The sequence below is a fragment of the Thermocladium sp. ECH_B genome (genome assembly GCA_001516585.1).
Classification (GTDB): Archaea; Thermoproteota; Thermoprotei; order Thermoproteales; family Thermocladiaceae; genus Thermocladium.
In genome coordinates this window covers 1-20,789 of the sequence record LOBW01000014.1, presented here as the reverse complement: position 1 = coordinate 20,789, position 20,789 = coordinate 1, and the positions used below count along the sequence as shown (strand labels likewise).

Genomic DNA, 20,789 nt, shown 5'->3' with positions numbered 1-20,789 from the left:
GAGTGATGGCAACGAGGATAAGCAAGAAAATGAGGGACACGATCAGTAAGGCGCGGAGCTTCGATTTCTGGGCGTGGCTGGATGAGAGGGCTAAGTTAAGCGAGTTACCGCTGCTCGGCACGCCTGACTACATGTTTAAGCTGGGTTACTGGACTGGGGGAATGACTGCCGCCGCATTCTTTTGGCAAGTAATAAGCGGTCTTCTGCTCCTGATGTATTATGAGCCCGGCAGCGCCTATTCCTCCACGGNGTACATAATCAATAACGTGGCCTTCGGCAAGATCCTCCTCGCCTCTCACCTATATGGTGCTTATGCCATGATATTCCTCGCATTCGTGCACCTATTCAGGAATTACTTTGTTGGCGCCTATAAGAAGCCCAGGGAGCTCCAGTGGGTTGTTGGCATATTGACTGGGGCAACAGTCTTCGGCACCGCATTCTTCGGTTACTCGCTTGTAGGGGATACTTTATCTGTGGATGGGGCCGACGTGGCGAAGGGCCTGCTCCAGGGCGCACCATTCGGCAGCACACTGCTGAACATCTTCTTCGGGCCAGGTGGGGAAACCGCTCAATTCACTAGGGTACTGGCGTGGCACATAACGCTGGCCGCGTTGGTTGCTTTGCTGTTCATGCTTCACCTGGGGTTAGCCGAGCAGAACGGCATTATGCCGAGTCCCCGCTTATTTAATTATAAGGCGCCGGCGGAGATAGATAAGAAGGCTGCCCCCAAGTGGTGGCCCAAGAATTTCCTATACACCGTGGCGATATTGTTCTGGGTGTGGGGCTTCATATTGATAATACCATCCATTTTATTAATGCTTCCACAAGGCTCAATACCGATCCTATTGTCTCCCCTGCCGGGTCCCCCGCCAACAAGCGCTGCTGCCGCCAATATTCCGCCTTACCCGCTCTGGTTCTTCCTCAACGTGTATAAGATAGTGGATTTCCAGTTACCGATATTCCAGGGAGGCTCCGGCTCATTCATAGCCGTCACCATTGGGGGACTATTGCCGCTTCTTTATCTTCTGCTCCTCCCATTCCTGGACCGCAGCGATAAGCTTCATCCACTTGATAGGATAATTCACACAATCATAATAATTTGGTTATTGGTGGTTTGGCTTGTGACGTACGCCGCGTGGGGAGCATTGACGCCGGGGCTACCGATACCCCCCATACGCGTGGCTGAGGTAACGTTGGTTCCAACCGCCATAATATTCATCGGCATGGCGATGGTTTACTTGACGTGGAGGGGCCCCAAGTCCATTGGTCCCATTAAGGAATTGAGTGCCAGGGAAATAACGGTGAAGAGGGCATACGCATCGCTCATTCTCGTATTCCTCGTGGCTTTCGAGGTGGCGATAATGGCCGTGCTGTGGAAACTGCTTCCCTATGATTCCTTTGAGCCCATGATTGGCGTATTGGTTGGCATTGGCCTAGTGGTGTTCGGCGAAATAATTTCGCTATATAGGTACATAGCTTACCCGCCCCTTCCAGGGGCGAAGTGAATGAATCCTTGGTCCATTTACTTCATATACGGCGGGGCCGCCGGCATGGTGGTCGCCGTCGCCGTTGTCCTATGGCTCTATAAATCGAGTAGGAACATGATGCTTAGGACACTGATGTGGCTTCTCTATGTCTTGGCCTCCATGATAGTCATGTTTGGGGCAGCTGCCTTTTACCTGATTAATCAAAGCACGTCCAACCTATTCACTGCCATATTGATAGCCAATACTTCAATGATTATTTGGCTCCTCCTCCTGGGCAGTAATTGGGGGCGCGGCAGGGGGATTAACCCCAAGTTATCGGGCGCCCTCATAATCGTAATGGTTTTAATGGCCGAGCTACTTATGGGTATTACATACACATTATATATCGAGGGCCCCAAGGACTTGCTGCTTAAGTCGCTTGATAGCCCATGGTTCGTGATCCCCATGNCTCTGGAGGCCGCTATTAGTTATGTGTTGACCGAGCGAGGGGGCAGGGATTTATTCGCCTTAATTGCGCCGCCCTGGATACTTAATATGTTGTTTAATCCAGTGATGCTTCCCGGCGCTTGGTTCAGGTACTCGCTTCTGGCCTCCTCAATTATAATGGTGATGATAATTATCCTGATGCTGGATTACATGCATCGCCATAAGGTGCTTCAAGCCAATGATATGCATGTAATGCTCGGCGCATCCGCTGTAATGGCCGTGATGATGATCATTCAATTGGCGGCAAGCCTCGGCGCATTGCCGTGGGCGATGTATGGAGCGGCTTTACTTGTGGATATGGGGTGGTACTTAGCGGTGTACGTGAATCACAAGCCTCAGCTCCGCTCCATTGCTTGGTTAACCAAGCCCATTCATGTTGCCGTATTCCTATCCCTAATATTCATTGCTGAGGCAGCCATGGGCGGAGTCATCTCGATGGAGATGGGGTGGCTCAATCCCGGGGGCCTGAGCGAATCATTGTCTCAGGGCTTAGTGGGCATTATTCAATTCATATCTGCCTTAACCCTTGGGCCCGGCTTCATGATAATGATGGGGATAGAGATGGGGTGGCTCGTCGCGGCCAGGGCGTTGGAGGTCCATAATGCGGAGAATAGGGCTAGATTAATCCTCATGATGGTATCATACGCATTATATGGCGTATATGCATCCAGTTTCTTGCCGCCAAGCCTTGCTCGGTACCCGTACCTGGAGTGGAGCATGGGTCTCGGCACCGCCGGCCCCCTTTCTCCGTACTTATTAATGGCGGTGCTCGGCACCTATGCAATAAATGGCGCTGCCTCATTCCTCTTCGGCGCTCGGCAAGTCTGTTCCCTCACGTGCACCGCGGCATATATGTGGCAAGGCACGTTCTATGATGATTTAAAGATGATTAAGCCAACTAGGATTACCCCGCGTAAAGGCGTGATCCGTAGGATACATGATGCCCTCATGATGATAATGATGCCCTCCCTCATCGTATTGGCGCTCCTCTCGTACCTTAACCAGATTGGCTACGTGAAGCTGGCCCTGGGCCTTGATCCGCTTGTCCTGCTTTACCTAGTGTCGTTCGGCATTGCTTGGTACCTATTCTTCGCGTTATCCCCAATTCTAGGCACGTATAATTGCGTTACTTATGGTTGGTGCCACTGGGGAGCATTCAATAGATTAATGGGCAGGATTGGATTCTTTAAATTGGTTGCCAAGGATCCAAGCATATGCATCAAGTGCCGCACAAGGGATTGCGCGCGTGCGTGCCCCACCGGTAATTCAACTATGCCGGGCAGCTTCATAACCAGTGGGCACTATAAGAGCCTCACATGCATAGGGGTTGGGGACTGCGTGGAGGCGTGTCCCTATGATAATATAGAGATCCATGATGTTCGACACTCGCTGCGATTAAATGCTTTCCGTGAATTGCTTGCCTCAATTAACGGGAGGAGTCGCTAGGGATGCATTTAAAAAAGGCGAAGCCCTGTAGCGCTATGAGTATTTCGGCTAATCCAATGATAGCTCTCCAGACGCGACCAGTTAATTTATCCTATGCAGCATCGTTCCTGAGACAGGTTGGGTGCAGCGTTGATGACTCGGTGACCCCCATAATTAGGGTTGGGAATGAGCCTCAGGTAATGATAATCAGCGGATTCAGGAGCAGCGAGTACATTATATCTAATTCCCTCGTTCTAATGGCATCATCCTCCTGCCCCAGCAGCGTTAGGAGGCAACTGTTTCCGCATGTAGATGATGCCGTATATATACCGTTCGCGAATGGCGGCGCGTTTATGGATATAACCATAGATAGGGGCGGCTTGGACGAGGATGGAATAGATGTCTTCAATGACTTCCTCATGCTTAGCTCTAAGTACTCCTCCTACATACATGAATTGGTGTGGAGGCTAAGGCCTAGATTAACTCTGGTGGTCACCATGAATGAGGAGGGGGACGATATGTATAAACCACATGCCCACCTATTAATGGAGGGCTTCAACGTTCACTTAATGACTCTGCCCACGGGCTTGCCTCCATATGATATAGCCTATAGATTGGCTAGGCACATTCACGACACGTTAAAGGTATCCATGGAGGGGGAGGCATTCGCTCCATACAGGGTAGAGGTCTCCGTTGAGGGCGATCTCAGCTCTTTTACTCGCTTGCTGAATGCCCACGGCGTCCCATTCGAGAAGGATGGGGATAGATTCATCGTGACGGTCATAAATCGCTTCGTGGATCAATTGCTTCCCATAATTGATCACTTCATTCCAGTGCGTTCACCATCAATACAACGGCTAGCTCAATGATGGAGAGAACGCCCATGCCGATCAACGCGGCGCGTTCATTGGATACATAGAATAGAACAACTGCTGATGCCAGCGGTATCACCGCCGCTACTGCCGCTAACCCCACCAGCATTATCATGAAGAGCGGCAATGTGCCCGTAACCAATTGCTTCAGGAACCCATTCATCACGGTATCCAATAGAATCGCGCCAACAATTATGGGAAGAGCCTCGAGAAGTATTATTGGGAATATGGCTAGCGACGCATTAATGATTAGATCCAGTAGTAGGGGGGACGTGAATAATAGGTATAAAGCAATGGCTAGCAGTACCTTTGACTCAAGTATTTTTCCCCTGCCCAGGGGAAGCATCTTAATTAGGTAATAGCCACCCAGATCAACAATATAGGAGAGATACACGATCATGACGGTTACAATGCTTATCATTAATTCGAACGGCATTACAGTCATTAACGCTAGTCTGGGACTCAATAATCTATACGGTATTATAAGCACCATTATTAAAGATATGATTCCATACGCTACGGGAACCATCGCCATCATGAGCAGCCTACTGGACCTATATATCGCCTTTAACTCCTTAATTAACATGGATGATACGGCTCCCCGCCTCCGTAGACTCATTGAGCCCCGCCCCGCTCCTGCCCTGATTCCCTCAATGAAGAGAGGCCGATAATCCAGGCGAAGCATGAGCATTGAGGCGACGACGGCCATTGCGGCATATGCAATGATTGATGCCGTAATCGTGGTGCTTGGGCTTAATTGCGCCGAGGCTAGGTTAATTATCGGCAGGTACTTGATTAAGACCCATGGAAACGAAGCGGAGGAGAGCAGTGAAATGGATGGCGTGTACTCCATTATTATGAGGGGCATGAAGCTCCCGATCATTAGGAACCCGATCATGATTATGGCCACTATAATCATTTTCCCCATTGATGCCCCGCTCCTGGTGAGCATGGTCATTATTAACGAGAAGCAGGCAATTGCATACAGTATTGCAGCTAACGCCGTGATGAATGATGATTGGGACACGAGGAGGGATAAGGCGAGGCTAATCACTATATTAACGGCCAGCGGCGCATCCATTATTCTAAGCGTGGATTTAAGTAAACTCCTCCGCGCATCCCCATTATTTAGTGGAAGCACTAGGAAGAAGTCGATGAGGTATGTCCCCCGTATGGAGTATAGCAATTGAAGCGTATCTATTAGCAGTATTGATAATGTATAGGAGAATACGGTTAATGGGTAGGAAACCGATAGTGACGCCGCGTTTAGGTGAATCGCCAGGCTTGAAACGATTTGGGGCGCGGCGTTGGATCCATGAATTATGTTCATTGAGAAGCGTATAAGCGCCACGTCGATTAGGTACATGAAGGCTATGAACATTGATATAAATATCTTTTGAATAATGGATATCCTCCTTATCCGCGCCAATACGTCCCCATCAACCATGCTGGGCAATCCATGTAGCCGCGAGCCTATTACTCCTTGAAACAGTAATTCCCTATACATTAAATCGCTTATGTCTCCCGTGGCCCTCCCCACAGTGATTAACTAAATAAACTTACTCAGGGAGTTCCCCTGATCGCCCCGCATTAAGGGACATCAACGGCGCTCCATCTTAATACCCATCAATTGAAGCCAAGGCCTGCATCAATATTCCCCTAATGGGGCTTGTCCCTCTTTCACGATGGTCGCTGGTTCCCCATGTTTAGTATGGCCTTAATGTACTTATCCATCTCGGTCTCCTCCAGTATTATTTCTTCAAGTTCATCCCTATTGAGCTTCGATGAATCCATTACGTTGATCACTGTTCCCTTATTGATTAGCACTATGTCGTTGCACAGCTTCTCCGCGGCATCCAGCATGTGGGTAGCCATCACTATGACCCTATTCTCCCTATACTTGCTGAGGGTCTCCCTAAGTATTATTATGGAGGCCACGTCTAACCAGTTAAAGGGTTCATCCAGGAGAAGAAGGTCAGGCCTATGCATTAGGGCCGTCACTATGGATAGCTTCTGTCGATTACCTATGGAGAGCGATGCCACTAACTTATTTAGCTGTGAGTCGAGGTTGAATGCCTTGAGAAGCCACTTGATCCAATCCATGTGCTGCTCCCCGAGGCTTCTCGTGGATAAAATGAATTGAATAGTCTCCTCGACCGTCAATGAATCAAAGAGGAGAGGGCTCTCCGGGACGTAGCCCACAATCCTCTTGAACTCAATGGATCCCGGATCCATGGTTTTCCCATCCATCCTGATAATTCCATTGAACTGCATTAAACCCATTATTGATTTAATGATAGTTGTCTTGCCTGCTCCATTAGGCCCCAACAGGCAGGATATCCTACCACGCCTAGCGGTAAAGGAAACATTCCTCACGAAATAATTCCCATTAACGGCAACGCTGAGCCCCTCTACGCTTAAACCATCCACGCAGCAATTAGTTTAGACACATTTAAATACGTTGCCGAGTCTCCATGATTCTTCTTAAGCACCGGGGAATGCTGTTATGAGGATGCTCGGAGCACCATTAAACGCGATGAGTCAGAAGATTTTTATATTGACCCCCACAATATGATTCAATGGAGTCCTCAGATGATGAGGCCAGCAAGGCAATACAGAAAATACACTCGGAGGTAATGATGTCATTCATGAAGGATTGCTCCAATTTGGACTTTAATGATATAGGCAGTTGCGTTGCATCAAAGCTACGGGAAAACGGGTTAGAGGTCCTCGATATAAGGATGTTCGACTTAGATGGGAGGGAAACCAATGATCCATCCACGGTTAAGTACGTCCGCGCATCCGTTAAGGGCGATTTGCCCAATATAGAGCACATCTTCACCTTCGCCGTAATAAAGAGAAGGGATAAATTCAATGTATTGTTCATGCAGTCAGCCGTTAATTATAAATAAGATAAAGTATTCACTACATCGCTTCCTTAAACCCATAAAATGATTCCCCCACGTATTTCAACTACATCGCTCCGCAGCATATCTATATAGAGTTAGGCCCGCTTTAGGGCCGTGATTGCCGAGGATGCTTGCCTCAATAATTCACTGGTTCTCTCCGGATTATTTGATTCAGCGTATATCCTCAGCTTGGGTTCAGTGCCGCTTCCCCTAGTGAGGATCCATGATCCATCGTTGAAGACCACCTTCACGCCATCAATAGTTATTACTTGCCTCACGTTGCCGAGGCCGGAGAGCGCCCTTATCACGTCCTCCCTCCTCGTATTTATGAATTCCTTGGAGTTCTGCATCGGCACATCGATTCGGCCAGAATGAAATTCACCACAGGAATTAATGACTTGCCCTAATTCATTACTTGCTTCCCTACCTATCAGTGCAGCGAATAATGCGCCGCTATATACGCCGTCCTTCTCGGGCACATGCCATGAATAAGCCAATCCCCCGCTCTCCTCTCCCCCAATATCTATTTTCCCCCCTATTATGAGTTCCGATATGTACTTTATGCCGACCGGGGTCTCGTACAGCGGCACACCCATCTTCGTCGCCAAGCAGTCCACGGCATGGGTTGTGGCCACGGTTCTTCCGAGCCCCCTCCTAATCATGTTGAGCCCCATTAATCTATGTATCATTATCGGTATTATCTTGTTGGCTCCGAGGAATCCCAATCCCCTCACTGCAACAGCTAATCTATCGGCGTCCCCATCATGGGCTATCCCCATATCGAAGCCCCCCTCCATTACTGCCCTAATCATTTCAGCCAAGTTCCTCTCCTCCGGCTCTGGCTCTAATCCGCCGAAGTTCGCGTCATGGGTTCCATGTATCTCCTTGACCTCCATCCCCAGGGACTCCAATAGCTTGGCAGTGTAGCCCACTGCGGCTCCATGCATTGGATCAACTACCACCCTCAACTTGCTTGGCTTTACCCGGCCCTCCAGCCAGGACTGGATGTACTCAATATACGGCTTCTTGAGCGTAATTGTTGGTATGGATTTGCTCGGTATATCCTTAATGTACCTAAGCATGTCCCCCTCCTCATTCCTAATTATTTTCTCCACCTCATTAGTGTCCTCGGGGAAGGCGGATGATCCATCCCTGGTTATTATCTTTATCCCATTATACTGAGGGGGATTATGGCTGGCAGTTATTTGAAAACCGAAGTCAAATCCCATTGATTTAATGGCCCAGGCAATTGTCGGCGTGGGCGTCGGCTCATCCGTTATAAGAGCGTCTAAGCCGTAATCCAGGGCTATTGCCGCCGCCTCCTCAGCGTATTGCTTGGATTTCCGCCTAGTGTCATACCCTATGAGCACGCGATGCGCCCCATACTTCCTGCTCCAGTGCCTAAGCGCTGCCTCAACCACCATGGCCACCGTTAATTCATTGAATGTGGAGTCAATTACGCCCCTCACACCATCAGTTCCGAACTTAATATCCATAAATTATCCATGTATGAGGGGATTAAATGTTTTCCATCATGGGAGAAGATAAAATAATATTATTTTATTGATTTCTCGTGATTGCCTTTCATTACTGTTTCTTCTTTTCCTGAGTTCCTTCCTCCTTCTTCTTCTTCGCCACCTTATTCACCTCGCTGTAACCGGCATTGCTGGAAATATTAAATGTATCGATAACTATTTTTACTTATTTTTAAGTGAGAAAATTCTCTTTCTCCCTAATTTATTGGGCCACTTAATAATAAATAAGCGTTGCTTCACCGTGAAACCTCGTTTAAATTAATGGTGAAATTAATCATTAATACGATGAATAGATGATGTGGTTCCACATACTTTAGAGCCGCTTATCAAGGAATAATCAATGCTAAATAGGTAAACCTCATTAGAAATAGAGGCGCCCCCACCTAATCGCGACGCGCATCAAATGGTGAATTAAATGAAAAAATGAAAAATATGAAATTAAGGGGCGGCTAGATGTATTTTGAGAGCCTCTTCTCCGCTTCCTCCCAATTCAAGACATTCCATATGGCGTCCAAATACGCATTCCTATTATTCTTATACTGAAGGTAATAGGCATGCTCAAACTCATCAACAATCATCAATATGGGCAGCTCAGCTATGTGCTGATTATAATGATTCTCGAACGTGGTGAAAATCAGGTTGCCGCTCTCCGGATCATAATAGAGGGTGGCCCATCCAGTGCCCGGCAATGACCTCATGATTTCATCAAATATCTTCCTGAACTTATCGTAACTGCCGTACTGCTTCGTAATTAAATCCGCGAGCCGTCCACCCGGCTTGCCGCCGCCCTTGCCGCTGGGCGCCATGCTGTTCCAATACAAGGCATGCAGCTTGTGGCCATTTATATTGAAGAAGAGGCTCCTCAATACTCCCTGAATATCGTAGCTAGTCACATCCCCCTTCAGTATCTTCTCGATTCGCTCAACGGTTGCGTTCGCGCCATTCACGTACGCCTTATGATGCCCATTATAGTGGACATCAATCACTTGCCCACTTATATGGGGCTCCAGTGCATCTATTTTATATGGAAGCGGAGGCAACTCGTACCTCTTGAATAGATTCGCCGTAGACATGAGTTGAAAAACCAGTATACATTTAAAAATGTTTTTCCTTAATCCACATTAATAACTAATGCAATGCTTAAAAATACGAAGTAATATAATGTTAGATTTCATATATGAAAATACGATAACTACATTAAGGAATCATCTTTCTCGTAAGATGATCATCCCCTTAAGGAGAACCGTTCTTAATGGTCCTTTTCCCCATCGTTATGGACGGGAACCCCCTCCCGAGCTTATCACTATGTCTAGGAGAAAAGGATTTAAATAGAATAGAATAGCCTATAAACAAGAGATAATAAGAATGAGTGAATCTGAGAATGAGAGATATTATTCCAATAATTAACCACAAATAATTATCGCCTACCTAAGCCTATTCATGTATGCACATGCCGGCCGCGTCATCTTTACATACTCGTGGAAAGGCCACTCCATCATATACGTTAAGTACCCTAGACTACCGTGGCCACTCAATGCGTTGATGTGGGGCTTGATCCGCCCGGCGAGTATCCATCGATTCAGGTAAACATAATTAATGCTCCTAAGCCATACCCTCACGCCAACGCCAGATTCTCAGTGTATGCAGTGGGGCCCGCCGTGAATGGCTTCGTGGACATTGACCCCTACCTCAGTAACTCCGCGGGCTTCTCCATAATCCTCGGCAGCTACTCGCCATATATCGATGAGCTCGTTACTTGGGAATGACGCCCGACATTGCCGGCCCTCCGTCGCTCTATTCATGAATTCCATAGGCTATTACGGGAGCTCCCCCAGCATCTTCACGGGCTTCATGATGGTGCCCATAATTCCTCCTTCAGCTCCCTTTAGGGATCTTCATCTCTATTAAGTGTGGCCAATGCATATGGTGTAGGCAAGGATAGGGCATTGGGATTAGGCTACGTGAATTCTGAACTGATTAATCAATAAGTAATCAAGAGAAGGATTAGCAAACAAAAATAAGTCATTAAGGCGTCTCCCCTTTAGGGGCCTGCTTTTACCTGTGGCTTATTAAGTAGCATTTGCATTCCTCAATCATTGGAGTTATTTTAAATGGAAAAGTTTGTCCTTTAAATGGGTAAGTCAGACTACTAATCAATGGCGCCAGGTTATGGCAAATTCGTGCCTTATGGATGGGGATTTATTGAGGGGTAGTCCCAAGATAGTTGGAGAGGACATAGTTGCACTGTTAATCTCCAAGGATATTAAATGGTATTAATATGGTCTTGGGAAATATTTCCCTTATGCGTGGGAATACCATTTATTATTTACGTAAATTCATATCTTCCCTAATCTAAGATGAATATCATTTCTCTCCAGCATTAATCAGGATATTCTTTAATTTCTTGATCGCTGTGCCAATAATCAATTACGCGAGATTAACTAGGGTAGTTAGTTATTCCTGCCCGCATAATTATGGGAAGTAAAAACCATTCTAAGCGTGGGGTCATGCTTGTGCCAGGTTTAGAAATGGAGGTGATCAGTCGAAGATCAGACGGCTACTAAGTAATTCAAAGTATTAGGAGGGTGATTGTATCATTAGTCTGTGGCGGCAATGAATGAGTATATGCCTAGCCCAATCATGAATAGACCTAAAATACCGAGAGCTAATCTACCTGCTTGAGCTATGATGCTCCAATCCTTAATAGTATGAATGATGCCCTTATATATTAGTGCAACGATCACTGATTGGGCCAGCCATGAGCCAAGACCAAATATGAGGCCTATGAGGAAGGATAAGCCTGTTGAAATTGTGGGCACTAATATGGTTGTTAGTATCAGAACTATGAAAAAGTCGCCGCCGAAGGCTGCGGTTAATCCATGTATCCAAATTAACTTGTAATCCGCGGTTCTAACTTTCTCTGCATGGTCATGATCGCCAAAGACTAGGTAAGCGGCTACCCCATCATGGTTAAGCCAACTAGTATATCAATGTATGGATCCAGGATTGAGGTGTTGATAAGATTCATTAATTGACCAATTAATGCACTCATAAGCGTCCACACTAGAGTTAAGGCTCCAGCAAATACCGAGACGGCGGTGATGACGCCATTTATATCCCTCTGCATTAAGCCATAAGAAACTGTAATGGGCCAAGTATGCTCATCGGGCTTTAATCCATGTATTATGCCGATGATTAGGACTGCCAATAGCCAATAGGAACCCATGGACATGACGATATGTCTAGCCAGAGGATCAAGGATGTTGGGCATTGATAATATTGCTATAGTTATAGCTATTGCTATGGTTCCCGCTAAAAGCCATACCTTAATGCTTTTTTCTTTGATGTGGGGCTACATCTCATTAGGGTTACCCTAATGAGATTTATTAAACCTTGCTCATTAGCATACCCCTAACCAATTGAAAACACATTCAATCGCATCAATAGATTAGAGAATGGAACGATTGAGATCATTCCCAGCGTCCCAAATAACCTAGGTCCTTAATTAAACGATTACTGTCCAGCCCCGGCGCTATACGTGGATTTCAATGCGGGGCCCTGCGTTAGTTGATGCTTGAAAGCCTTTAAATTTGTACGGAGGATGGGGTAATTATGCAGTACGTTAGGCTTGGTTGGTCTGGGGTCAAGGTTTCCCAGTTGTGCTTGGGTACTTGGTACTTGCCTAGGCTTGACGAGCGAGACGAGTATGGGGTTCATAAGGTTGACGTTGATGCCGCCGTTAAGATCATGAGGAGGGCCTATGATGAGGGGATTAATTGCGTCGATACTGCTAATAGGTATCATGGAGCTATGTCCCCAGTGGACTTGAATCACGTTGGCAATTCAGAGAGGGTGGTGGGTCAATTCCTAAAAGCCGTGGATCGGGAGTCCATTGTGTTGGCCACCAAGGTGAGGGGCCAAATGGCTGCTTGGCCCAATGGGGAGGGATTATCGAGGAAACACATTCGGTGGCAGGTAAGGGAATCTCTGAAGAGGCTGGGGGTGAATTACATTGATCTATACCAGATACATTGGCCGGATCCGGATACGCCCAAGATAGAAACCCTTAGGGCGCTCGATAACTTGGTTCAGGAGGGATTGGTGAATTACATAGGCGAAAGCAATCACCCGGCCCATGATGTGGTGGAGTTCATGGAATTGGCGGATAAGCGTGGAATGGAGCCCTTCGTTACCATGCAGGAGGTCTATAATCTGCTTAATAGGGATATAGAGAGGGATAAGATCCACGTGGCCAAGAGGTATGGAATGGCGGTGCTGGCCTACTCTCCCCTAGCTCAAGGGATCCTCACGGGCAAGTACATCGACTTCAATGCGAGGAAGTGGGCCACGCCGAGCGACTCCAGGGCAGCCATATCGAGCAGCCCACGGGGATACATAAACGATGAAAACCTCAAGATCCTCCTGGAGCTAAATGAGGTAGCCAAGGCAAGGGGCATCACGTTAAGCCAAGCCGCATTGGCGTGGTTAATCGGCATGCAGGAGAGGCTTGGGGTTAACATAATACCGATAATAGGCATCACGAAAATGGGTCACTTAGAGGATGATTTAGGCGCCCTCGGCGTGAAGCTGAGCCAAGATGATTTAAAGAGAATCGATGAAATAATGAAGCCCCAATAAATTCCCTCAAATCCTGGACTCTCCAAGTCGTTTAATTAGATCTGTATGCGTGGTGGTTCCCCTATGCATGGTTCGTGGCCATTATTCAATTCCGGAATGTGGAGGAGGATGTTGATTTTATAGCCGGGCCCGGATTCGAACCGGGGTCGATGGGTCCAAAGCCTAGTGAACTTGGTTACGATAAGACCTACATGTACAGGGTTAGGCATGGGCTAGTGCCGATTAGTGACGAGCTCTTTAAGGCTTTACTCAGGTTCATTGACATTGAGGAGTATGCTAGGCTAGTAGGCTCTGCACCACAGTTAGTTGACGCAACTCCTGATGACATTGTTCGTGTTGTTAAGAAGGCGCTGGTTGACAAGTCCTTCAGGAATCTACTATTCGACATGCTTAGGCAGGCGTTCGGTGACGAATTCCGTGAATACAGGGCGTCGTGGACGGTAACCGAGCGTGACATTGAGGAGTTTGTTAAGGCTAAGAGGCTTAAGGGCCTTAAGGAGAAGACTATTAGAGACCATGTCCACTACCTGCGCCTAGCACTCAGTGAGCTTAACTGGACGCTTGAACCTGAGGGCATTAGGGAGTTCCTCGCCGAGCTTAGGGAGGATGGGGAGGAGCATGTGCTAAGGCATGTCACGGTGGCGTTGAAGTCATTCCTCAAGACCGTGTTGAAGCCAAAAGACCCAGCCCTATTCAGGCTACTCTACGATTCATTCACAGTGTATAAGTCCAAGGCAAGCAACCGCATTACACTACCCAGCCTGGAGCAACTTAGGGCAATTTGGCAACAACTACCAAGCATTGAGACTAAGTTTTACTTCACCCTGTTGGCTGAGACTGGTCTTAGGCCTGGTGAGCCCTTCACCCTAAGCCTAAGTGACCTTGACCTGGAGCACGGAATGCTTCACATCGGTAAGGTGACTGAGACTAAGAGGGCTTTTGTAGCCTTCCTGAGACCTGAATTCCTCAGGTGGGTTAAGCAGGTGTACTTACCGCATAGGGGTGATTGGGTTGAGAGGCTTAGCAAGGGCTGGCTTGCAAGCGGCTGGTTCAGCCAAGACATTGTTGAGAAGGCTAAGCAGAAGTTAATACCATTCGACCAGTCTAGGCTTAGGAGGGAGATTAAGGAGGCTGCAAGGCAGATTCTTAACCGTGAATTTGAACTATATGAGCTTAGGAAATTCTACGCCACCTGGATGATAAGCCAGGGCGTGCCTGAAAGCATAGTGAACACGCTTCAGGGTAGGGCGCCACCTCAGGAGTTTAGGATACTTGTCGAGCACTACTGGTCACCTAGGCATGAGGAGCTTAGGCAATGGTACCTGAAGCATGCGCCTAGGGTTTGTTGCCTTGCATAAGCCGACGCTGCTTACCATGAGGCATGGTTTTTAAGCATCTTAGGGATACGCGATGTTGATGAGTTACTCGGATGAGGATGATATCGTTAGGGCAATCGGGATATTGCTAGCCATGGCCGTACTGGCCATAGTGTTCATACCTCAACAACTCCTTAATGCGTTAATACATGGATTAATAGAGGGGGCAATAATAGCCTTAATAATCGTAGCTGCGTTCCTCATTAAAAAGTACATGGAGGATGAATCAGGATGGTGATGTAAACAGGGCTTGTTGATGAGGGGCAGTCCTGACGTAAAGCCGCAGCTTGAAAACCCTAAATACCCAGAGGGTTCATAGGGACAACGTAAGTAGCGCTAACGCAGGTATTTTCGCATGCATTGTCAAAGACCACCGTGGTTCTGCGGTGGTTTGCTTATGTGGGCAAGATTAACACCCACCTCATTAACAACATCCTTAAGGCTTGGTATTAAGCTAGAAACCCTACCAACAATGGCGTTTATAATACTCCCTATGTCAGCTGGTTGCACTCACCACCTCCAGCCCCTCCTCTCTCCTCCTCACTGGTTATTTTCTCAACGAGTTCATTGATCTCCCTAACCAACTCGTTACACGGTTTCTTACCTTTTACCCACGTCGAAGACCTTGACCTACGTATCTCGTAACCAGCCCTACCCAACAACCTCAACAACTTGCTGTAGCCACCTGTGCCAAGCAAGTAGACCAAGCCCCTAGCATCAACCCAAGCAACACCCACACCCCAGAGCAGTACAGGTTAATGCCAGAAGACATCAATGCCGAATCGCTTAGGGGCTTTTAAGGATTCGAAATACGGAGTAATCGGGGTTGTGGATTTCGCCTTTGCAGGTTGGGCTAATCCTTAATTATGACTGGCTAAGGCTTACTCAATGCCCTGGTTCATGTACAAAGACGACTTATTTATCCCCGTGGAGATTAGGGCATTAATGATTAATGAAGCAGTCAGTGCCGGTTTAATCATTGCTAAGGAGATCTTGGGCGTTGTCAATAGGTACTGCATCTGGGAAGGTAGTAGCGAGGTAATTATCGAATATTGGCGTGGTAGAGAGATGGCTATGAAGCTCATCTATGCCGATAACCCAGCCAAGGCATTAATACATCATCATAACACCGAGAGTCGGCTTAGTCGAGTGTCCCTCGGTCTCCTAATTATTTAGTTCATCGATGCCGCCGTTATTAACGCTTATAAAGTTGGGCCTTGAGCGGATTATGTAATGAGCAGCATATTAAGGGCATTAACACACATCGCCGTACTCACCATCATATTCGCACTAGCCACATACACAGCCCTAACAATTCAGCCCTACGTCAGCAACTCAACAACCTTCAATGAAACCCTTGGCCCAGAATCGCCGTTAATCATTGGTGGTTATGGTCTCTACGTGAACCCAACCGCAATAATTACTAATGCAGTGTTAGTCGCAATAGCTTATTCACTACTCGCCAGGGGTAAGCCGAAGGCTGGCTTGGTCAGATATTCGCTGGGCATGATTGCCGTTTACGCACTGTTAGCTGTAGCCCTTTACCTAGCAGTTACTGCGAACCCAGCCCACGCCTGCACCCCCAATGCCTACCAACCTCGACAGCATAGCCACATTCACAACCTCGATAATTATTGGCTCAGTAACATTGTTGATTTACGCCTACGATAGAGGGTAGAGGGTAGGCAGCAATTGAAAGCCACTTCTCTTTACGCTCTACGTCTCACTAATTGCCGGGAGCCTAATCATTGGCACAACCACGGCACTAACCCTCTTGACAATACCTCAGCTGGTGCCGGGTGCATGCGTGAGCCCAGTAACGATCGGAGCCTACGGACAAATCGACGGATTAGTAACAGCACCACCATTGGGATTACTGGCTGGATACGCTGTGGTGAGCATAACCGCGGATAAGCAATGACCAGAAACACCGGGCCTAAGGTTTTGAGGCACCTTCCGTCCCTTCTCTAACTCCCTGACCCTCTGGCTTCGCCTTCAGAATTCGCGGATCTGCTGAGTGCGTCCATTAGTGCGTGCATTATAACTAGGGTCTGCGCCATGGTTATGGTTAAGCCGAGGGATGCAGCTAAGTAACCCGTGGCGACAAGTATTCGCTGCATCGTGAGGAAGTCCGCTGTTATTAGTAGGATGGGGAATACGGCGACGAATATGAAAAGTAAAGCCCTCCTAGTAACCCTAACAACGTCTATGAGTCTCTCATCCTCCCTATCACGCCTTGATATAACCCAATTACCCAAAGTGAATAATATCGAGGTCGAGGTCAAGGTTGTAGTGAGCAACATGGAATAAAGGGTGAACAATATTTTCATCCCATATTCTCTCAACACTTGATAAAACAAAATATTCAACAAACCCCACAATGATAATATTAAGTAAAACGCAGTTAATACCGTGAAAGCACGGAAGTTAATCCAATCAATTAAGCATATATCCCTCCCAAAGTCAATCTTATTCATGAGTTTCGCAAGAAGCAGTGCATAGAAAAGCCATGACAAAGCCAACATATTTAGTGATGCCATTGAACTTAAGATAGAGATTATAACACCAATTAACGCTAGTATAATCGCCATACAGTAGTAAGGCCTAAGCAACTGCCTTAAACACCGCTTAGGCAAGTATCGTCTAATTAAATTTAAGCCATGGCAACCCATTACTGAGGAATTGTAACCAAGATTACTTAAATAATTTGGACTATTGCTAAGTCAGGGAGTAGAAGTAAAGTTCTAAAAAGGGCTTAATCCTCTCATAATTATCAATCTCAGTCCTTACCTCGTCCTTAGTTTCCTCCTTATCATGTTTAGTTTCGCATATATAATAAATCGCTGAGAACGAATCACTAATGGACTTAGAGTACAATAACTTTACAAGTTGTTCATGTATTTTAATAGGCTTAGGGTTAACTACAACCATACTTATTAAAATAGTTTAAAATAAATGCTACCCTTGCACGTAAAGTCCTCGCTGCCATGATGTACGCTAAGATCATTAAAAGGACCTCATTTTTATGTATCCCTCGAAATATAATGCTAATAAGGCTACGGTCTGTATAAAGGTCCATGTCAGGTATTCCATACTTCCTTAAATCCTCCACTGAGGTAATCTTATGTATAGGTAATTGAGAGAAGTACTCAACGAGGTCGAGCAAATCCCTCTTGAACTTATTAAACAACTCCTGTTTATCGGGATTATTCACGTTGCGCGTAATCTCACTGAGGAGGTACATCACTAGCCTATCTAGCGAATCCGAATCTCCAAGAAGTGCTGCCTTAGTTACGGAGCACTTTATCGCATCATCACCGCTAAAATCATCACATGTCCTAAGCCACCTGCAACCAGGGTATGAAACAACCGCTGATAAAANCCACTCATTAATTTGCTCTCTGAATACCCCACCTAGGTCACATAGGTCATAGTGAGATTTCGATACTACCATATTCGTCAATACCTTTAAATCCTCNTTTATGATTTTGTTACGAAGGTCATTAGAGTACTCATTAAAACGCCGCATCACGAAATCAGTCTCATGCGCCGCAGTTAGTGGAAGCGAGAGCAGATCCATAGCTAATGGCTTCAATGCACTAACTCTTAGATCAGGAGTTGAAATTAGGAACTTCGAATATGTGTATAAGCCCTCGAAGATGTTACCAAACAGTGCCGGGGCTAGGTCTTTGTATTCTTTCTTTATATCGTTCCATAGNCTTATGAATTCCCTAAGCAGATTAAGCAGATTAGTATTTCTAGTATTTCCATATATAAAGTCTTCGATCACCTTTGCGCGTATCCCCAGAAACGCTCAAGGTAGCTATTGTTCCAATCTCTCGTCAACTCCTTAACAAGCTCGCCCTCAACCTCATCCTCCATCTTCCTAACAATTAATTTACAGCCCTCCTCATTCCTAATTAATATTGCTCTTACNCCTCCTCACCCAGTACTTGAGGTCACATACTGCGTTAATCTTCTCCTTAGTGATGTACAGCTTAATGTTATTCGGCTCCTTAATGTTTGGGCCACTAATTGTTATGTCGAGCATGTACTTATCATAATCACCCAACCTCAGCTTAATGCCATCTCTCACTGGTATTGTAATTATGTGGTCAACATCACTCCTCACGAACTCGAGAACCAAAAACTTCTCGCTAAGCCAGGGCTTGATTGTGATTGGNCCATAAATCCTCTCGTTACCCTTAACCCACGGTAATACCTCACCATCTACGGCATAATACGTGGATTTAGTGTCAACAAGGTAATCATCGAGATATTTCGTCTGAATTTTGACACCATCATTGTTATGGATATCCATAGTGATGGCGGTTATGCCCAATCGCGCCTCGATATCGTGGGCAGGTACATCACTGCTCTTATTCATAACCTTAACGAGGACATTACCACTACGGCAAGCATAATCACTACACTCAACTAAAACCTTAACTTCTACGTCAGTCCTTTTCATCATGTTGTAAATGTCGAAAAACAGCTTCGCTAATTGAGATCCAGCGGTAACACCAGCAGCAATCTCAGGACCGCTCATTTTATCTAAGGTCAAGATATTTACTTAAAAAATTTACTACTAAACTCAATTAACCATTAATGATTGCTTGGCTTAGATGAATCAACACTAAAACTAACCCCTTCATTAAGTGCACGGTTATTAGACCGTCCAGGATTCCATAGCCTCTCATCGTGAATGATATCTCGGTGATAATGCTGATGGTGTTGAATGCTGTACTGAGTATTCCATGCGGTGGTGCCATGGTCGTGCTTACGTTCATTGCGTTATTTTAGGGGGTAAAGATATTTGTTTACTTTGATGTGGTCTATGGTTGTATGGTGCGTTTTGGATTTGTTGTTGCTTTCCTAATCGCCGTGCTACTTACCTACACCGCCCTTTACTGGACTTCGCTAGCCATAATACCGAAACCGCTCATTACCTATTGGGCGTCAGTGAACACCACCGGGCTTAGGCCGATCCTTAATTATCAAATGTTCATTATTTGGCTAACCTCACCATTCAACGCCTACGAGTCGTTGATACTCCACTACCCATCCTGGCTTTACTTCATAGCCACGGTCGTCTTGCCCACGGTAGTCCTCGCATTAATCCTAATGCCTGTGTCAAGATTGTGCCGAGAAGGCATGGCGGGTTGTGAGACTGTGGGTAGGTCGTTTCTGACCCACTCCTTCACCCTAGCCATCGCCACATCATACATCACATCACTCGTTACTTGGTTCACGTTAGGTAAGCCGGGCATTGGCACGTCAATATACACGGTATTCATGCTGGCATCGGCAGCATATGTAACACTGTACCAAACAGCGACATTATTGAAGTTGCCATGGCCTTTGAGGCGCCTACTCCTGAAGCTCGCTAGAATGGTACTCTTGTTGTTTGCGGTTATCGTAGTTGGTACAATCTACTCAATATACAAATTCCTACCACCAACACCACCACACCTAATAGGTTTAGTACTCACGGTAACAACATTAACGGGGCACCACGCAACTAGGCACAAGGCTAAGGTAAGGTAATCCCTTAGTACTTACACTCAGCATTTTTGAGCCTTCAAACATTTGCCTATTGTTAAGCCGTCGTGATGTCTGTAACATTCCAGTCCTGGGATATTATCAACTTCATGGATTCTCTTGTCTGCCCATTCCTGCATGTGACCTGGGCATCAATCCTGTATTCACCAGGCACTAAACCATCCTGAAGCCTAGCCGTGCACCCAAGCATGAAGACGTCACGCTTAGCAATCCAAGCAATTATTGGTCCACACGGATTAACCTGGTTATCGCATTGCCATGGTGCATGTAAGCATGCCTGCTTATTCGCATCTAATGGCATTATGGCTATGTTCGCGTACCTAACATCATTCGGCCTAATTAAAATGTGTGGTTCCCAGCCAGCCCACGTGACGTCCTGCCAATCCACATACTCATCACTCGGCGCGTGGCAGTTGATGGGGCAATTAGAGGGCCACCTAGTAATCCTAACCTGGAAAACGCACTTCTCAGCTGCAGCTAAGCCCGTGTTCCTAACCCT

20 protein-coding genes and 2 pseudogenes are annotated in these 20,789 nt (G+C 46.6%); 11 read left to right on the top strand and 11 right to left on the bottom strand.

The window, feature by feature from the left end:
- Positions 1–5 precede the first annotated feature (5 nt).
- The 3 genes from AT710_03005 to AT710_02995 all read left to right on the top strand — a co-directional run bounded on the left by AT710_03005 (position 6) and on the right by AT710_02995 (position 4,267).
- Positions 6–1,505 (top strand): hypothetical protein, encoded by a 1,500-nt coding sequence (locus AT710_03005; GenBank protein ID KUO92523.1) that lies wholly within the window; start codon positions 6–8, stop codon positions 1,503–1,505.
- The gene (locus tag AT710_03000) at positions 1,506–3,419 is read left to right on the top strand and encodes a hypothetical protein (GenBank protein KUO92522.1); all 1,914 of its coding nucleotides are present in this window, start codon (positions 1,506–1,508) and stop codon (positions 3,417–3,419) included.
- Between the two features lie 35 nt (positions 3,420–3,454).
- Positions 3,455–4,267: a hypothetical protein gene (locus AT710_02995; protein ID KUO92521.1), complete on the top strand. Its 813-nt coding sequence runs from the start codon at positions 3,455–3,457 to the stop codon at positions 4,265–4,267.
- Here AT710_02995 and AT710_02990 read toward each other — a convergent pair.
- Both AT710_02990 and AT710_02985 read right to left on the bottom strand, forming a co-directional pair.
- A complete protein-coding gene (locus AT710_02990; GenBank protein KUO92520.1) occupies positions 4,224–5,810 on the bottom strand; it encodes a hypothetical protein in 1,587 nt (528 codons plus the stop codon). The two genes, AT710_02995 and AT710_02990, sit on opposite strands and share 44 nt — an antisense overlap.
- 140 nt (positions 5,811–5,950) lie before the next feature.
- Positions 5,951–6,700 (bottom strand): hypothetical protein, encoded by a 750-nt coding sequence (locus tag AT710_02985; protein KUO92519.1) that lies wholly within the window; start codon positions 6,698–6,700, stop codon positions 5,951–5,953.
- Between the two features lie 149 nt (positions 6,701–6,849).
- On the opposite strand from AT710_02985, the gene AT710_02980 reads away from it, so the two are divergent.
- A complete protein-coding gene (locus AT710_02980; GenBank protein ID KUO92518.1) occupies positions 6,850–7,182 on the top strand; it encodes a hypothetical protein in 333 nt (110 codons plus the stop codon).
- Between the two features lie 92 nt (positions 7,183–7,274).
- Here the strand turns inward: AT710_02980 and AT710_02975 are convergent, their stop codons facing one another.
- Positions 7,275–8,675, bottom strand: a complete 1,401-nt coding sequence (locus tag AT710_02975) for a phosphoglucomutase (GenBank protein KUO92517.1) — start codon at positions 8,673–8,675, stop codon at positions 7,275–7,277.
- 488 nt (positions 8,676–9,163) lie between these two features.
- Positions 9,164–9,787 (bottom strand): superoxide dismutase, encoded by a 624-nt coding sequence (locus AT710_02970; protein ID KUO92516.1) that lies wholly within the window; start codon positions 9,785–9,787, stop codon positions 9,164–9,166.
- Between the two features lie 450 nt (positions 9,788–10,237).
- On the opposite strand from AT710_02970, the gene AT710_02965 reads away from it, so the two are divergent.
- Complete coding sequence (locus tag AT710_02965; GenBank protein ID KUO92515.1) at positions 10,238–10,480, top strand: hypothetical protein; 243 nt, start codon at positions 10,238–10,240, stop codon at positions 10,478–10,480.
- Positions 10,481–11,311: 831 nt separating this feature from the next.
- On the opposite strand, the pseudogene AT710_02960 reads toward AT710_02965, so the two are convergent.
- Positions 11,312–12,045, bottom strand: a pseudogene (locus AT710_02960) (hypothetical protein).
- A 281-nt stretch (positions 12,046–12,326) separates the two neighbouring features.
- Here AT710_02960 and AT710_02955 point away from each other — a divergent pair.
- From AT710_02955 to AT710_02945, 3 genes are all read left to right on the top strand, one after another.
- The gene (locus AT710_02955; protein KUO92514.1) at positions 12,327–13,352 is read left to right on the top strand and encodes an aldo/keto reductase; all 1,026 of its coding nucleotides are present in this window, start codon (positions 12,327–12,329) and stop codon (positions 13,350–13,352) included.
- 98 nt (positions 13,353–13,450) lie between these two features.
- On the top strand, positions 13,451–14,710 hold the full coding sequence (locus AT710_02950; protein ID KUO92513.1) for a hypothetical protein: 1,260 nt from the start codon (positions 13,451–13,453) through the stop codon (positions 14,708–14,710).
- A gap of 58 nt (positions 14,711–14,768) precedes the next feature.
- Positions 14,769–14,966 carry a hypothetical protein gene (locus tag AT710_02945; GenBank protein ID KUO92512.1) on the top strand — a complete coding sequence of 66 codons (198 nt, stop codon included), beginning with the start codon at positions 14,769–14,771 and terminating at the stop codon, positions 14,964–14,966.
- A 253-nt stretch (positions 14,967–15,219) separates the two neighbouring features.
- Here the strand turns inward: AT710_02945 and AT710_02940 are convergent, their stop codons facing one another.
- Positions 15,220–15,465, bottom strand: a complete 246-nt coding sequence (locus tag AT710_02940; protein KUO92511.1) for a hypothetical protein — start codon at positions 15,463–15,465, stop codon at positions 15,220–15,222.
- Positions 15,466–15,616: 151 nt separating this feature from the next.
- Here AT710_02940 and AT710_02935 point away from each other — a divergent pair, with 151 nt between their 5' ends.
- Complete coding sequence (locus AT710_02935) at positions 15,617–15,904, top strand: hypothetical protein (GenBank protein KUO92510.1); 288 nt, start codon at positions 15,617–15,619, stop codon at positions 15,902–15,904.
- 57 nt (positions 15,905–15,961) lie between these two features.
- The gene (locus tag AT710_02930) at positions 15,962–16,399 is read left to right on the top strand and encodes a hypothetical protein (protein KUO92509.1); all 438 of its coding nucleotides are present in this window, start codon (positions 15,962–15,964) and stop codon (positions 16,397–16,399) included.
- Between the two features lie 296 nt (positions 16,400–16,695).
- Here AT710_02930 and AT710_02925 read toward each other — a convergent pair whose 3' ends face one another.
- The 4 genes from AT710_02925 to AT710_02910 form a co-directional block, all read right to left on the bottom strand.
- The gene (locus AT710_02925; protein KUO92508.1) at positions 16,696–17,319 is read right to left on the bottom strand and encodes a hypothetical protein; all 624 of its coding nucleotides are present in this window, start codon (positions 17,317–17,319) and stop codon (positions 16,696–16,698) included.
- Positions 17,320–17,446: 127 nt separating this feature from the next.
- Positions 17,447–17,659 (bottom strand): hypothetical protein, encoded by a 213-nt coding sequence (locus tag AT710_02920; protein KUO92507.1) that lies wholly within the window; start codon positions 17,657–17,659, stop codon positions 17,447–17,449.
- Positions 17,646–18,518, bottom strand: a complete 873-nt coding sequence (locus tag AT710_02915) for a hypothetical protein (GenBank protein KUO92506.1) — start codon at positions 18,516–18,518, stop codon at positions 17,646–17,648. The genes AT710_02920 and AT710_02915 overlap by 14 nt, the downstream gene beginning before the upstream one ends.
- A 126-nt stretch (positions 18,519–18,644) precedes the next feature.
- Positions 18,645–19,277: a hypothetical protein gene (locus tag AT710_02910; GenBank protein ID KUO92505.1), complete on the bottom strand. Its 633-nt coding sequence runs from the start codon at positions 19,275–19,277 to the stop codon at positions 18,645–18,647.
- 296 nt (positions 19,278–19,573) lie between these two features.
- Between AT710_02910 and AT710_02905 the strand changes: the two genes are divergently transcribed.
- The gene (locus tag AT710_02905; GenBank protein ID KUO92504.1) at positions 19,574–20,275 is read left to right on the top strand and encodes a hypothetical protein; all 702 of its coding nucleotides are present in this window, start codon (positions 19,574–19,576) and stop codon (positions 20,273–20,275) included.
- 52 nt (positions 20,276–20,327) lie between these two features.
- Here the strand turns inward: AT710_02905 and AT710_02900 are convergent.
- Positions 20,328–20,789: pseudogene (locus tag AT710_02900) on the bottom strand.